This is a genomic window from Pseudarthrobacter naphthalenicus (assembly GCF_029076445.1).
Lineage (GTDB): Bacteria > Actinomycetota > Actinomycetes > Actinomycetales > Micrococcaceae > Arthrobacter > Arthrobacter naphthalenicus.
This window is the reverse complement of sequence record NZ_JARESG010000041.1, coordinates 1-14,853: the sequence shown is the minus strand read 5'-3', so window position 1 is coordinate 14,853 and position 14,853 is coordinate 1. Positions and strand designations below refer to the sequence as shown.

At 63.6% G+C, this 14,853-nt stretch carries 14 protein-coding genes and 3 pseudogenes; 9 read left to right on the top strand and 8 right to left on the bottom strand.

Annotation, left to right across the window (positions count from 1 at the left end):
• Positions 1-105: 105 nt before the first annotated feature.
• From PY310_RS20570 to PY310_RS20550, 5 genes are all read right to left on the bottom strand, one after another.
• Positions 106-684: a flavin reductase family protein gene (locus PY310_RS20570; RefSeq protein ID WP_275216464.1), complete on the bottom strand. Its 579-nt coding sequence runs from the start codon at positions 682-684 to the stop codon at positions 106-108.
• Between the two features lie 162 nt (positions 685-846).
• The gene (gene catA / locus PY310_RS20565) at positions 847-1,695 is read right to left on the bottom strand and encodes a catechol 1,2-dioxygenase (protein ID WP_275216462.1); all 849 of its coding nucleotides are present in this window, start codon (positions 1,693-1,695) and stop codon (positions 847-849) included.
• 181 nt (positions 1,696-1,876) lie between these two features.
• Positions 1,877-2,155, bottom strand: coding sequence for a muconolactone Delta-isomerase (gene catC, locus PY310_RS20560; RefSeq protein ID WP_275216460.1), 279 nt, complete (start codon positions 2,153-2,155; stop codon positions 1,877-1,879).
• A 43-nt stretch (positions 2,156-2,198) separates the two neighbouring features.
• Positions 2,199-3,299, bottom strand: a complete 1,101-nt coding sequence (locus tag PY310_RS20555) for a mandelate racemase/muconate lactonizing enzyme family protein (RefSeq protein ID WP_275216458.1) — start codon at positions 3,297-3,299, stop codon at positions 2,199-2,201.
• A complete protein-coding gene (locus PY310_RS20550) occupies positions 3,296-4,207 on the bottom strand; it encodes a LysR substrate-binding domain-containing protein (RefSeq protein ID WP_275216456.1) in 912 nt (303 codons plus the stop codon). Before PY310_RS20550 ends, PY310_RS20555 begins: the two co-directional genes overlap by 4 nt.
• Before the next feature lie 731 nt (positions 4,208-4,938).
• On the opposite strand from PY310_RS20550, the pseudogene PY310_RS20545 reads away from it, so the two are divergent.
• Positions 4,939-5,111 (top strand): annotated as a pseudogene (locus PY310_RS20545) (IS256 family transposase); the annotation flags it as partial.
• Between the two features lie 469 nt (positions 5,112-5,580).
• Here the strand turns inward: PY310_RS20545 and PY310_RS20540 are convergent.
• A complete protein-coding gene (locus PY310_RS20540; RefSeq protein ID WP_275216454.1) occupies positions 5,581-6,087 on the bottom strand; it encodes a MarR family winged helix-turn-helix transcriptional regulator in 507 nt (168 codons plus the stop codon).
• A gap of 95 nt (positions 6,088-6,182) precedes the next feature.
• Between PY310_RS20540 and PY310_RS21735 the strand changes: the two are divergent.
• Positions 6,183-6,424: pseudogene (locus tag PY310_RS21735) on the top strand (NAD(P)-binding domain-containing protein); the annotation flags it as partial.
• Between the two features lie 162 nt (positions 6,425-6,586).
• Here the strand turns inward: PY310_RS21735 and PY310_RS20525 are convergent.
• On the bottom strand, positions 6,587-6,799 hold the full coding sequence (locus PY310_RS20525) for a hypothetical protein (protein WP_275216452.1): 213 nt from the start codon (positions 6,797-6,799) through the stop codon (positions 6,587-6,589).
• Between the two features lie 109 nt (positions 6,800-6,908).
• Here PY310_RS20525 and PY310_RS20520 point away from each other — a divergent pair, with 109 nt between their 5' ends.
• On the top strand, positions 6,909-7,952 hold the full coding sequence (locus PY310_RS20520; RefSeq protein WP_275216450.1) for an LLM class flavin-dependent oxidoreductase: 1,044 nt from the start codon (positions 6,909-6,911) through the stop codon (positions 7,950-7,952).
• A 27-nt stretch (positions 7,953-7,979) separates the two neighbouring features.
• Positions 7,980-8,165 carry a hypothetical protein gene (locus PY310_RS20515; RefSeq protein WP_275216448.1) on the top strand — a complete coding sequence of 62 codons (186 nt, stop codon included), beginning with the start codon at positions 7,980-7,982 and terminating at the stop codon, positions 8,163-8,165.
• Between the two features lie 220 nt (positions 8,166-8,385).
• On the opposite strand, the pseudogene PY310_RS20510 reads toward PY310_RS20515, so the two are convergent.
• Positions 8,386-8,977 (bottom strand): annotated as a pseudogene (locus PY310_RS20510) (transposase); the annotation flags it as partial.
• Positions 8,978-9,208: 231 nt separating this feature from the next.
• Between PY310_RS20510 and PY310_RS20505 the strand changes: the two are divergent.
• The 5 genes from PY310_RS20505 (at position 9,209) to PY310_RS20485 (ending at position 14,781) form a co-directional block, all read left to right on the top strand.
• Positions 9,209-9,697: a transposase gene (locus PY310_RS20505; RefSeq protein WP_275216446.1), complete on the top strand. Its 489-nt coding sequence runs from the start codon at positions 9,209-9,211 to the stop codon at positions 9,695-9,697.
• Between the two features lie 533 nt (positions 9,698-10,230).
• Positions 10,231-11,208 carry a helix-turn-helix domain-containing protein gene (locus PY310_RS20500; protein ID WP_275216444.1) on the top strand — a complete coding sequence of 326 codons (978 nt, stop codon included), beginning with the start codon at positions 10,231-10,233 and terminating at the stop codon, positions 11,206-11,208.
• A gap of 189 nt (positions 11,209-11,397) precedes the next feature.
• Entirely contained in the window at positions 11,398-13,260 is a 1,863-nt protein-coding gene (locus PY310_RS20495; protein ID WP_275216442.1) for an FAD-dependent oxidoreductase, read from the top strand.
• 94 nt (positions 13,261-13,354) lie between these two features.
• Positions 13,355-14,203 (top strand): catechol 1,2-dioxygenase, encoded by an 849-nt coding sequence (gene catA / locus PY310_RS20490; protein WP_275216440.1) that lies wholly within the window; start codon positions 13,355-13,357, stop codon positions 14,201-14,203.
• A gap of 5 nt (positions 14,204-14,208) precedes the next feature.
• Positions 14,209-14,781 (top strand): flavin reductase family protein, encoded by a 573-nt coding sequence (locus PY310_RS20485; RefSeq protein WP_275216438.1) that lies wholly within the window; start codon positions 14,209-14,211, stop codon positions 14,779-14,781.
• Positions 14,782-14,853: the final 72 nt, after the last annotated feature.

Genomic DNA, 14,853 nt, shown 5'->3' with positions numbered 1-14,853 from the left:
ATGGCGTCGGGGAATCCGACGGTCCGGTGCCCGGTTGGTCAATAATTTCAGTCATGATCGTCCCTTTCAGGGAAAATAGGTGCGAGCTATGGGCCTCAAGATCGTTTAGAAAGCGTTGAGGGGTTTGAAGGATTTGGCGCCGGCGAACCAGCCGGACTCGGGAGCGTCTCCGGAGTGGTCCCACGGCGCACCCTCAACTAACGATCCGACGTGGCGGAACTTACCACCGAAGAACAGCAGCGGGTCGCGCTTCGTAATTTCCATGGCGATAACCTCTCCGACCACGATGATGTGGTCGCCGCCGTCGTAGATGTTCCACGGCCGGCATTCCAGCGTGGCCGCGTTCCTCGTCAGCACCGGAACGTCTCCGTCCAGGGTCCATTCCGGCTCCTCGTCCATGACTTTCCCTGCGAAATGCAGGGCCACATCCATCTGCTCCAGGGAGAGGATGTTGATGGCAAACGGTGCACCCTCCAAGTACCGGGCGGCACGCGAGGTGCGGGTCAGCGTCACCTGGGCGAGCGGCGGATCAAGAGACACCGCGGTGAAGGCATTCACCGTAGCGCCGTGCGGCACGCCGTCCTCGGATCGGCAGGTTACGACGGTGACTCCGGTGGCGAATGTTCCGAATGCGTGGCGGAGTTCGCGGGTGTCGATCGGGGCCGTGACTGTTTTCTGAGTCATCGACGCCTCCTTCGTTCGGGACTGATTTTGGCAATGCGGCATCAGGGCGGGCCGTTAAGGGGAAGGCAGGTGGCGGATACTCCGCCCCGGCCGGCTTGGCGTGCGCCGCTGCTGGGCGCCCGAACACTGTTCTAGTGGTCAGTCCTATATTAGTTTTGGAGGTTAGTCCTGCGGGTCAAGGATGAAATCGTACGTGACTTCGCGGCCCTGTCTGTCCGCACGCTCCGTGGGGGCGAGGACGAGTTCGGGCTTGACGGCCGAGGCGATGTCGTCGGAAACGTGCTCGCCGCCCTCGAAGTACAGCTGGGTGGTGATCAGCTGGTGTTCCGCGGCGGAGACCTTGAAGTGCAGGTGGGCCGGACGCCAGGCATGCCATCCCGCTGCCGCGATGAGGGCGCCGCAAGCGCCGTCAGTGGGGATCTGATACGGGGCCGGCTGCATGGTGTTGATCTGGAAGTTACCCTGTTCATCGGCAATGATCGAGCCGCGGAGGTTCCATTCCGGCAGCCCTGGTGCGAACTGGGAGTAGAAGCCCGCGTCATCAGCGTGCCACAGCTCGATCAGTGCGCCAGCGAGAGGCTCGCCGGCGACGTTGCGCACCTGGCCCTGGAAGAGCAGCGGAGTACCGGGCTCGTCTTCGCGCATGGGCAGCGTGGCCGGATTGTTCAGGACAGGGGCGTTAGGAATGTAGTAGGGACCCTCGATGGCTCCCTTGGAGCCATGCCGGTTGGCCTCGGCAACCTCTACAATCGAGTGCTCCACCCAGACGTCCAGGAACAGCGGCCATTCGCCGTCCTCGCCGACCCTGATGAGCCACGCCTTGAACGCATTGTACTCGTCGTACGTGACCTTTTCGTCCAAGACGGTGTCGTTGATCGCCTTGATCACACGGTTGGCCAGAGTGCTCACTCGCTCCTGGCTGGTGTTAGCTGCGAACTGCTTGTTCTCGCGGAAGCGGGCGGTTGCGCCTGCGCCTGAAGCGGCGGCGGTGGCCTCTGTTTCGGTGGTCATGCTGACTCCTTTGTCGATACATCTGTGTGCGTTTCCGGACTTGGTATCTCTGTACTGTCGCGGTGTCCCGCGTCACATGGGGTAATGGTTTAACCGTAGGGCTGTAAATGGGTGAGAGGAAATACTTATTTCGGGCTCATTGAAAGCTTCTGGATATGAATGTGGCGGATCCAGGCCCGGGTTAATCAACGGCGGAGGGGTGCTTGGCCAGCGGAGTGACCTTCATATCCATGTATGGAAAAAGCGGGAGGCCGGACAGCAGTTCATGCAGTTCGTCGTTATCCGACACGTCAAACACCGAGTAGTTGGAGTACTCTCCCACAACACGCCACAGATGCACCCAACGGCCGTCACGCTGCAGCTGCTGGGAGTACTTCCGCTCCTGCGACTTGACGGCGTCGGCCCTCTCCTGAGACATGTCCAACGGAAGGTTGACGTCCATTCGAACCAGATAAAGCATCGGTTTCTCCAAGCTGTCAGGGCAGGAAGCCGGTTGTGTCCGGTCAGTCCTGCCGGTACTTTGTCAATTTTTCAGCATCGACTACAGCGCCGACGCCGGGCACCTCACGGACCCGGATGGTGCCCCCGGTGATCTCCAAAGGCTCGGCCAGGAGATCGTCCGTCATGTCCAGGAAATTGGAGAGCTCCCCCGCCCGTCGTGAGCTGGCCTCGAACGCCGCGCCGAATGTCACTGTGGCGAGGCTGCCCACCTGGGTGTCGATCTGATTGCCCATGGTTACGTCCACGCCCATCCCCTCGCAGAGGCCAAGGATCTGCTGGGCTTCGGTAAAGCCACTGCGTGCAGTTTTGATGCAGATGGCGTTGCTCCCGCCGGATAACAACTCCCGGGATACGTCGCCGAGGGTTGGCACGCTTTCGTCCCCGACAATCGGGATGGTGGAGTGCTGGACCAGGCGGCGCCGACCCATGGCTTCGCCGGCATCGCATGGCTCCTCCAGCATGGAAAGACCCAGGCCTTCCGTGCGGCGCAGGACCTCCATGGCTTCGTTGGCTGTCCAGCCACGGTTTGCGTCAAGGTAGATTTCCGTGTCCGCGCCCAAGCCGTCCCGCAGGACCTGGCTCGCTTCGACGTCGAGGGAAAGCGGCCGGCGCCCTGTCTTCAGCTTGAACGTGTTGATGCCATAGGTCTCCCGGAAGCGCAGTGCCTCTTCGAGAAGTTCCGCAGCAGGCTTGAATCCCAGCATGTGGCAGACCCGCATACGGTCCGTGAAGCCGCCCAAAAGCTTATGTACGGGCGTGCCGAGCGAGATACCGATGATGTCCCACAGCGCGATGTCAAGGGCGCCTTTGGCCGTGGGGTTATGAACCGTCCGGCGCAGGATCTGCTGGACCTTGGACCTGTCCAAGGGGTCCAGGCCGATCAGCTGCGGCGCGAAGATCTTGGTGACTACCGAGACGATCGAGTCCTGGGTCTCGCCGTAGGTGTAGGGCCTGGGAGGAGTGTCCGCGACGCCCATGATGCCGTTGTCAGTGTGGATCCGGATCAGGACGTGATCGGCGGTGGTCACCTCGCCGCTGGCGAACTTCAGCGGCCGCGCATACGGGATGGCATACGGGATCGCTTCGATGAGTTCGATTTTCATGGAGTCAGTCCTTGGGCTTCTGAAGCGGTGTGGGAACCGGGGAGGGAATCAAAAAGTGCCAGAAAACTTTCCAGAAGTGGAGTCTCGCTGCCCCTGCTCCAGGCCACGGCCAGGTCCACCGGCGGCGGATTACGCAACGGACGGAAAACGACACCTTGAAAGGAGAACATCCGCGACGTCATGGGAACCAGCGCGATCCCCATGCCTGCGGCAACAAGGGAGAGCAGGGTGGAAGTCTCCTTGGCCTCCTGGACCAGCTTGGGCTGGAATCCGGCACCCCGACAGGCGTCAACAAAGATGCTGTTGACCGCAGAATAACCGGGATAACTGATGAAGCCTTCCTCCGAGAGTGCAGCCAACTCCAGGGTCCCCTTCTCGGCAAACGGGGAGTCCGCCGGCAATGCTGCAACCAGCTGGTCCTGCTCCAAAAGCTTCAGGGCGAGGCCTCCCGAGTGGACGGGCGGGCGGAGAACGGCCGCATCGAGCCTGCCCTCCTCAAGCGCAGCTTCCATCTGCGGCGTCAGCATCTCGCCCTGAACCGTAATGCGGAGTCCGGGCATGCTGCGTCGCGCGGCCTGGACGATGAGTGGCATCAAGCGGTACGTTGCCGTGCCCGTGAAGCCCACACGCAGCACCCCGATGGCGCCGTCGCCAACCTGCCGCACATCGGATTCGAGCACTTCCAACTCCTGCAGCAGCACACGCCCCCGGTCCAGCAGGACCTGCCCCGCCGGTGTTAGCTCCACCTTCCGCGTGGTCCGAACCAGGAGGGGTGTGCCCAGCTGTTCCTCCAGCTGCCGGATCTGCTGGGACAGCGGGGGCTGGGCCATATGCAGCCTGGCCGCCGCCTTGCCGAAATGCCGTTCTTCCGCAACGGCGATGAAGTACTTGAGATGTCGCGTCTCCATTGAGGCCTCTCAGTAGGTCTACTGGCGCACTGCCATGAAACAAGCCTAAGAGCCGGTATTCGTAAAAATAAATACCTATTTATCCGTAACTAGGATCTATTGGGTCCTAATCGCGCCGTAGCCACCCCTTCAAGTGTTGGCATCGCATGCCCATAACCCGGCTGTCGGCGGTCGCGGCTTTGGTGGTCGCCGTAGCTGGCAGCAATTCCTGAGTCGATCAGGACCTGTGTCAGCTGGAGGGTGTTTAGCTGGCCTCCCGCCACGGCAGCACCGCGGCGGGAGCCTGATTCCGCACCCGTTGCATCTCTGCCGCCAAGACTGTCACAGTCAGCGACTAAAACCGCGGGTGCAAGAACGGCTTCGGCTTCCTCTGCGAAGCGGCCAGAACTTTCTTGTTAACGCTCAGCATTTCGGAGAGCACAGCAGAGAGCGCCGCTTCTGGATCCTGATCCAGGGAATGGGCGCGCCAGCCGATGTGCTTGTCCGGGCGGACCAGGATGCCAGGACCTTTACGGGGATTGGCTCCGCCAGTGCGAAATCGAGGAGGACGGTGTCATGACCTCACGGCCTTCACCGATCACCACGGCCTTGAGCTCGATATCCAGGCGATCTGCAACCCGCATAGTGGTGTAACGCCACGGTGGTTGTCTGGCGTCGTTGCTGACGTGAAGGCGGTCACCGTGTGATCCTTCGAGGAAACTCTCACATCCCACTCGAAAGGCATCAACACGATGACCGTTCCCCATATTGTCGACCCGCGACCGTGTTCGGCGATGCCCTGACCGACGCGTCCCCGGATCTGATGCGGTATCTGCTGCAGACCATGATCAACGCTTTGCTGTCCGCTGATGCCGTTGTCGGCGCGGAGTGTGGCGAACGCAGCCCTGACCGCACCACCCACCGCCAAGAATCGGGCCGTGAGAGTACCAGCAGGGCCGGCGCAGTCCGTGAGACAAGTACGGAATTGCTAACTCAAGTGAGACGGCTGGCCCCGGATCCGTCTCAATGCACCTGGCAAAACCCCAGGTCGGTGTTGCCAACTTGACTGAGACCGGACACCGGCCCGACCGACTCGTTAGCCGCGTCCGCGGGCAGTTTTTTGGGACCGGCCAGCCAGTTGGCAGGCGGGGGCTGGGGGGGGTCCGCCTAGGCCTTAGCGGGCGCATCCGCCTGGGGATGCCCGCACTCGACGGCACGCTCCCGGCCGCCGCAGCGATGCGACCAGAAGGCCCACGCGGCCGACTGCCGCGCGGTCATGTCGGGATCCGAACGACTACGAGCGGCGGCTCAGGAGAAGCTCGATTTGAGGTGCGAACGCCAATCCCGCCATCGAGCAAAGGGACCATGCGCCCGGCATGGCGGAGGCGCCTGCCCTAGACAAGATTGTCCATCGCTTCGCAGGGGCTGGTTCCGGGCTGGGCGCGGTGAACAGCCCTTGCCAGCTGACTGATCAGTGCGCCGAGGGTCCGGGCTTCGTCTTCTGCCATTCCGGCAAGGAGGTCGGCCTCTGCTGCCGCGACGCGATCCTCGTAGGCGGCGAGCATCCGCCGTCCGGCTGCTGTAGCGATGATTTTCCGCGCCCTGCGGTCTGCCGGATCCGGGATGCGTTGGACGACGCCGGCGTCCACGAGGGTATCGAGCAGGTAGGTCAGCACGGTCCTGTCGATGACCAGGTGTGCCCCGAGGGCCTGCTGGTTCGGCGGATCTTTGTGCACGACGGCGGAGAGCACCTGGAAGCCGCGGATGCCGGCCGGCATCTCGGCGACAGCGCCCTCGAAGCGGGTCTGGTAGCCGCGCAGCACCAGTGCCAGATGCCATCCCAGGTCGCCCGGAACGGCTGCCGTCGTGGTCCCGGGGCGGGTCTGTGTGCTTTCGGTCATGAACACATTATACCCTCAAGCGTGAAGTTGCGCAGATGTTCTGTGGGGAATATAGTCTGTTACACAACATATATTGATCAGCGAGGACCAGCAGTATGAGCGATGCGCAGCACCGGCCGGCAGAGGCCTGGACGATTGGAATACTCGGGGCCGGCAGGGTCGGAACCGCCGTCGCTCGCCAGGCTCTCAAAGCCGGCTACGACGTGAAGATCGCAACCTCAAGCCGGCAGACGAAATCGCTCTGCTGGTGGAGATCATCACCCCCGGCGCGGTGGCCGTCACGTCCGCCGAAGCGGCGGCGGCGGACATCGTCGTCGTGGCTGTTCCCCTGCACAAGCACCGCACCCTCGACCCGGATCTTCTGGCCGGCCGGACGGTCATCGACGCGATGAACTATTGGGCGCCGGTCGACGGGGAGATCGACGACTTCGAGAACGATGTCAGGTCGAGCAGCGAAATTGTGGAGGCCTACCTCTCCGGCTCGGACATCGTGAAGACGCTAAACCACATCGGCTACCACGACCTCGAAGAAGACGGCCGAAAACCGGGCGCCGAAGGCCGGCGCGCCCTGGCCCTGGCCGGCGCCAGCGTCGAGGCGAAGGCCATCGTGGCCGATTTCATCGACCGCTTCGGCTATGATCCGGTGGATGCGGGTCCGCTCGAATCCGGATGGGCCTTCCAGCCCGGCACCGAGATTTTCAACGGCAGCCACACCGCAGACCAGCTGCGCTCCATCTTGGCCGCGGACCGCGGACCGCGAACCCGCCCGCGCCTGAACCCTGCATTCAACAACCACACAGCACTGCACACAGGAGAACATCATGGAACTGGGCGCCTACAGCTTCGGCGACACCCAACGCAACCCCGACGGGAGCCTCCGGCCCACCGCCGAGGCCATCCGCAACCTCTTCGAGGCGATCGTCCTGGCCGACCAGAACGGGCTGGATTACTTCGGGGTCGGCGAACACCACACCCTGGACATGCCCGCGTCATCGCCGGGTACCGTGATCGCCGCCGCCGCGGCGGCAACGAAGCAGATCAAGCTCGGCAGCGGCGCGAGCATCATCAGCACCGACGACCCGGTGCGGGTGTTCCAGCAGTTCGCCATCGCCGACGCCGTCTCCGGCGGCGGCCGGGTGGAAATCACCGCCGGCCGCGGATCCTCGGTGGAGACGTTCCCGCTCTTCGGCTACGACCTGAACGACTACGACCGGCTCTACGCCGAAAAACTGGACCTGCTGATGACCATCAACAACAGCAAGACCGAAAACGTGACCTGGTCCGGGACCGTCCGGCCTTCACTCGACGAGCTGGCCGTCGTGCCACGGCCGGTCAACGGCTCCCTGCCTGTCTGGGTGGCCACCGGCGGCAGCGCCCCGTCCTCGGTCCGCGCCGGAAAGCTGGGCCTGCCCATCTCCTACGGCATCATCGGCGGAGCCCCCGCCAGGTTCGCCACGCTGGCAGACCTCTACCGCGCTTCCGCGGAGCAGGCCGGGCACACCGGAGAGAATATCAAGGTCTCCGTCGCAGCCCTGGGGCTGATCGCCCCGACCAAGAAGGAAGCCATGGAACGCTTCTACCCCGGCTGGTACAACCTCAACATCGTAATGGGCAAACTCCGCGGCTGGCCCGCCCCTGACAAGCGCCGGTTCCTGGCCCAGGCGGAGTTCCCCGGCGCGTACTACGTCGGAGACCCCGACGAAATCGCCCAGCGCATCGTGGACCTGCACGGCCACATGGGGCACATGCGCCACTTCCTGCAGATGGACATCGGTGGCCTGCCCCAGGAGCACTTTCTGGAATCCCTGATCCTGCTGGCCACCGAGGTCAAGCCCCGCGTCGAACGCCTCTTGGCCGGCAAGTAGCCCCAGAATCAAAGGACTAAGGCAATCATGAAACTTGGTGTCTACAGCTTCGGCGATACACAGCGCAATCCCGACGGGATTCTTCGCTCGACCGCGGAGGCGATTGGCGACCTCTTCGAGGCGATTGTCCTGGCAGGCCGGACCGGGCTGGACTACTTCGGCGTGGGCGAACACCACACGACAGACATGCCCGCCTTATCCCCGGGGCGGTGATTGCCGCCGCCGCCGGGACAACCAGGCAGATACGGCTCGGAAGTTCCGTGAATGTCCTCAGCACCGGTGAAGCCCCTCGCGGTGGTTCCCCGCCCGGTCCGCGGACAGCTCCCGATCTGGCTCGGCATCGGTGGCAGCGCCCCCTCCTCTGCCCGTGCCGGAAAGCTGGGCCTACCCGTCTCCTACGGCATCATCGGCGGCACCCCGGCCCGGTTCGCTGCTTGGCCGGGATGCCGCCGAGGACCTGGACCGCTTCGATGTGGCCTTCCAGGAAAGCTTCCTGGGCCTGGTCGGGTAAATCCTATGGATGGCCTTACCCGAGTGAGAGAGCCGGAAGACGAACAGGTGGTACTTCGTCTTGACCCCGTTCAGCACCACCCAGACTTCGCCGAAATCCACCTCGGCCTCAACGCCCGGGGCGTGTTCCTGCGGGACGAATACCTCCACTCTGCGCCGGCTTCAAGATCGATCTGGGCCCGGCGGAGCCGCACGTAGTCACGCACGGTCGAATACGACAATTCCCTCGCTCCGTATTCTTCGATGAGCCGGGCAAGGATCCTGCGGGCAGTATGGCGCTGCTTCCGCGGCGCTGTCGTGTCCTCGACCAACATGGCATCGATCACCGCTTTGAACGGCTCCAGCCGCCAGGCCACCCCCTGTCGCGGTTTGCGTTCCGGAGGGGCGGCTGATTCCAGAGCCTGCCGCACTGTTCTTCGGTGAACCCCGTGCCGGACTGCCAGCGCACGGACCGAGAGGCCCTCGACCCGGGCTTCCCTTCGGATTTGCGCGAACAACTCCACCCTCGGCTCCATCCAGACCAGCCTGGGCCTTCCCCGGGCTGACGCTGGCATTGCCCGATGTCCTCGGCACGAAAGTGGGACGTCTCATCGCAGTAGAATTCGCTGACCCGAAGCGGCTGGCAGCGCTGGGCGCGGGCCGGTTCATCCGGTTCGCGGCCGTGCGCGGGCTCCAGGTCCGCCGGCCGCTGGCCGATCGACTGGTTGCTGCCGCCCGCGATGCGCTGACGACCATGGACGCAGCGGTTGCCCGACAGGTTCTGGGCCGCCGATCTGGCACTGCTGACGGAATTGTCCGCGCAGATCGGCGCGGCCGAGCCCGAGTTCGCCCGGTTGCTGCCGCTGAGCCCGTTCGCGACGCTCACCACTACCCCGGGCTGGGGTGTGGTTCGCGCAGGCAACTATGGTGGAGCCCTGGGTGACCCGCACCGACGGCCCGGGCCGTCACAGATCTACCGGGCGTCGGGTTTGTCGCCGGCCCAGTATGAGTCGGCAGTCAAACGGCGCGACGGATCCATTAGCAGGGAGGGCAGTGTGGCGTTACGCCGCGCTCTGATCGATCTTGGGATGGGGCTTTGGTTCAATGACGCACCCAGCAGGGCCTACGCGGCCACGCTCAAAACGCGGGGCAAGAAAGGCGGGGTGATCGCCTGCGCGATGGCACACCGCGCCACCCGGGTCGCCTACGCCATGGTTCGGGACCAGGCCGACTACGATCCCGCCCGCTGGAAGTGAACACGCGCTGGCCTTGCCGGATAACGGCCGCTCGCGCTGTCGGCGCAAGGAGCATTCAACGTGGAGCGCCCGCAGCGCAGCGAGGACGAACGACGTTGACAGCGACAAGCCGCGGCACACAATAGGGCCATCCGGAAGGCCCCCCGTCCACATCCTGGATTGAAGGAGGAGGTGGCTCCACCTACCACTTCACAACTCCGGACGGCGGTGAGACGCTGGAACCGACGAAGGGCCGGACCAGACGCCGACTCGGCTATGGCGGACGCTCACGCGTTACGCCGCTTCTAGCATGGCGCCCGGCCCTTCGCCCCTGGCCGCAGCCCGTACGACGCCAGATGACCCGGTGAATTGCCGAGGTCGCATAAGTCAGCGTGGGCGCCCCCCGGAACCATGCCGGTCCAGCCAACAAACCGCCAGCCGCCACACACACGTCCAACGCCCCCACGCGAACCCGGGGGGCGTGCACCGTGATGTCCCGCACAAGCACTTGACACGACCTATAGCTAGCTAGGACAGACTAGAATTGACGGATTATGGCCAGTCAGCAGAATGATCTGCCCGCCCCGCCTCGCGCCTTTCGGTTCACCACGCAGGGCATCGCGCCCGTCAACCGTGTCCAGCTGTGGGAGGGCCATAACGCCAAGGCCTTGATTTCGCTCGATATCCGGACCATCGACGAGTCCCCGCTGCAGGCGGCTGAAGTGAATCTCCAGTTCCCGTCCCTGCGTCTTGCCCACGTGCAAGGGACTGCCCAGATTGTGGAGCGTTCGGAATCGTTTATCCGGCAGAACCCCACCGATATGGTGGCGGTTTTCTTCGCCCTGGCCGGTGATGCGTTCTTTTACCACCGGGGCGGCCACGAGTCCCTGAAACCGGGCCAAGCCATCATGTACGATGCAGACTTGCCGTTCATGCGCGGTTTCGCGCAAGGGCTTCAGGAGCTTGTCCTTACCGTTCCCCGGTCGCTATTCCTGGAGCTGTCCGGGGGGACTGCCCTCAAGCGACCGGTGCGGTTCGATTTCGGACCGGGCGCGGGCCCTCATGGGCAGGAGCTCGCCCGGCGGATCCGGGCAGCGCTGGCGGTCGAGCAGCCGACGGACGACGCCGAGGATGCCGTCATTGAACTATTCCGCTCTATCGCTTCAGGCGGCAACGCCGGCAGTGACGCCGGTTATCTGGCAGCTGCCAGAGGATACCTAGAACGGCATCACGGCGATCCGGAACTTTCGACGGCGGAGGTGGCTGCCGCCCTTGGCATCAGTGAGCGGCAGCTAGGGCGGGCCTTCGCGGCTGCGGGCCTCACGCCGGGACGATATGTGCTGGGGCTGCGGCTGGACCGCGGCCAGGATCTTCTGGCTTCGCCGGCTGCGGACGGCTTGAGCATTGGCGAGATCGCCGCGAGGGTCGGTTTTCTGTCGCAGAACTACTTCGCCCGTGCCTATAAAGAGCGATTCAACGCCACGCCACTACAGACGCGCAAAGCAGCCAGGGCAGGCGTAGCGCTGGAGTAGCCCGCAGCTGGAACGGGTCTTTTAGTACTGCGCCGACGCTTTTTAGCACCCGCCGGACGCATCAGCGCCGACCGCGTCCAAGGGCGGTAGTGATCTGCAACACTTCTTGGGAAGGCGCGGTCCGGCTTCATCACCACCGCAAAGCCCGGCGCCGGCCAAAGTGTCCAACCACAACCAACGGAGGTTGTCATGCCAGTTTTCAATGACGGAATCACCGCCACTGCCCGCCCGGAAGGTACCGGCATCGTCACTACGGACGTGCTGATTGTGGGCTCCGGCCCCGCCGGCAGCTCAGCATCCCTGTTCCTCTCCAACCAGGGTATCCCCAACATCATGATCACCAAGTACCGCTGGACCGCGAACACGCCCCGCGCCCACATCACCAACCAGCGCACCATGGAAGTGCTGCGCGACGCCGGCATCGAGGACCAGGTCCTGGCCGAGGCAACACCGCACGAACTCATGGGTGACACGGTCTATTGTGAATCCCTCGCCGGCGAGGAAATTGGCCGCCGCCCTACCTGGGGAACGCGTCCCGATCGGCGGGCCGACTACGAACTCGCGTCGGCATCAATGCCGTGCGATATTCCGCAGACCCTGCTGGAACCGATCATGGTCAAAAACGCGGCGATGCGTGGCACACAGGTCCAGTTTTCCACTGAATACCTGTCCCACACTCAGGACGCAGACGGCGTCAGCGTACAGGTGTTGAACCGTCTCACCGGACACGAGTACACGATCCGGGCGAAGTACCTCATCGGTGCCGATGGTGCGCGCTCAAAGGTGGCCGCCGATATCGACCTTCCCATGGAGGGGCTGATGGATATCGGTGGTTCCATGAACATCACGTTCAAGGCGGACCTGACCCCCCTCGTGCAGCACCGCCCGTCAGTCCTGTACTGGGTGTTCAACCCGGGCTCAAATATCGGCGGCCTCGGCGCCGGCCTGATCCGGATGGTCCGCCCGTGGAATGAGTGGCTGATCTGCTGGGGCTTCGACATCAATGGTGAGCCGCCGGTCCTGGACAAGGACGAAGCAATCCGGATCATCCGGAACCTGGTGGGCGTAGCGGACCTTGACGTCGAAATCCTGGGCTACTCGCTGTGGGGCAACAACGAACAATGGGCCACCCACCTGCAGAAGGGCCGCGTCTTCTGTGCAGGAGACGCCATCCACAAGCACCCGCCGAGCCACGGACTCGGCTCCAACACGTCCATTCAGGATTCCTACAACCTGGCCTGGAAGCTGGCCGCCGTCATCAAGGGCCAGGCCGGTCCCGAACTGCTGGAAACCTACTCCACCGAACGCGCCCCCGTGGCTAAGCAGATAGTTAACCGGGCCAACCAGTCCAGCCGCGATTACAAGCCTATCTTTGACGCCCTGGGGGTCACGGACGCCATAACGGATCAGGAATTCACCGAAAAACTTCAGCTGCGCAAGGAAAACTCGCCCGAAGGTGCCAACCGCCGCACGGCACTGCGCGCCGCACTCGACGCGAAAGACTACGAGTTCAACGCACAGGGCACGGAGATCGGTCAGTTCTATGAGTCAACGGCTGTAGTGAGCGACGGCGGGGAGCGGCCAGCGCTGACAGAGGATGAGCTGTTGCATCACCAGAAGTCCACATTCCCTGGCCTCCGGCTGCCACACGCCTGGCTGGGAAACGCAAAGTCCAAGTACTCGACCCACGACATTGCCAAGGGCACGGGTTTCACCATTTTTACCGGGATCACCGGTGAAGCATGGGCAGACGCCGCGGCCAGAGTTGCCGATCGCTTGGGCGTCGAGCTGAAGGCAGTGGTGATCGGTGAAGGCCGGGAGGTCCAGGACCTTTACGGGGATTGGCTCCGCCAGCGCGAAATAGAAGAGGACGGCGTCATCCTGGTCCGCCCGGACAAGCACATCGGCTGGCGCGCCCACGCCATGGTTCAGGATCCGGAAACGGCGCTCTCTGCTGTGCTATCCGAAATCCTGAGCATTGATAAGAACGATTCCGGCCACTTCTCAGAGGAAGCCGAAGCCGTTCTCGCCCCCGCCGGTCTGGGCCGCTGACGACCGACTGCCCAACTGGTGCGGGGCCCAAAGTGGGGCTGAGGAATCACGGAGTCCGCGCACGCACACAGGATGTACCGACAAAGGAGTCATCATGACAGTAGAAACCCAGGCAACCGCCGCCGCTTCAGGTGCAGGCGCAACCGCCCGCTTCCGCGAGAACAAGCACTTCGCCGCGGCCACCAACCAGGAACGCGTCAGCAAGATTGCCGGCCGCGTCATCAAAGCCATCAACGACACTGTGCTGGAAGAAGAGGTCAGCTATGACGAATACAACGCCCTGAAAGCCTGGCTCATTAAGGTCGGCGAAGACGGCGAGTGGCCGCTGTTCCTTGACGTCTGGGTTGAGCACTCGGTCGAGGAAGTGGCCAATGCGGACCGGCACGGCTCCAAGGGAACCATCGAGGGACCGTACTACCTTCCGGGCTCGCCCGAGCAGCACTCCCCGGCAACACTTCCGATGCGTGACGATGAACCCGGCACCCCTCTCCTCTTCCAGGGGCATGTCACCAATGTTGCCGGCCAGACCCTTCCCGGCGCCAGCATCGAGATCTGGCATGCAGACGATCTGGGCTTCTACTCGCAGTTCGCGCCTGGCCTGCCGGAATGGAATCTTCGCCGAACTGTGGTGGCGGACCAGGACGGCAACTTCCAGATCAACACCATGCAGCCCGCGCCGTACCAGATCCCTACGGACGGTGCCTGCGGACAGCTCATCGCCGCGGCTGGTTGGCACGCGTGGCGCCCGGCCCACCTGCACCTCAAAGTATCGGCGCCGGGGCATCAGCTCATCACCACCCAGCTGTACTTCGAGGGTGACGAACACGTGGCGGATGATATCGCTTCGGCTGTGAAGCCGGAACTGGTGCTTGCCCCGACTAACCGCGCCGATGGCGTCGGGCGTGAAGTCACCTACAACTTCGTTCTGGACCCGGAGGAGTGAGGGAAATGACTCAGGAAGCATTCCCCGTCGACCCGCGCGAGTTGCGGAACGCTTTCGGCCAGTTCGCCACCGGCGTCACCGTTGTGACCTGCCGGTCCGACGACGGCGTCCCGCACGGCGCTACGGTGAACGCCTTCACCGCGGTGTCACTGGACCCGCCGCTCGCCCAGGTGACGCTCACCCGCACCTCGCGGGCCGCGCAGTACCTTGACGGAGCCCCCTTCGCCATCAACATCCTCTCCCAGGACCAGTTGGACGTTGCCTGGCACTTCGCGGGCAAACCACTGTCCTACGAGCCGGCCTGGGCCCTGGACGGAAACGTTCCGATCCTGCTGGAAAACAAGGCGACCCTGGAATGCACACCCTGGGCGATCTACGACGGCGGCGACCACATCATCGTCATCGGCGAAGTCCAAAAGCTCGAGGTAACAAACCGCGAACCCCTGCTTTTCTTTGGCGGGAAATTCCGCGAAATCGGACCCCTGACCGGCTCGAGCCACTGGCACCACAGCGGTGACTCACTGGAATCCGGCTGGTTCTCCGGAGCGGACTCCTTCAAAGCCTTCAACAGCATCTAAACCCGCAATTCTTACCGAAAGGAATCGACATGACCGAGACCCTGGATGACACAGCACCCACCACCGCCCCCA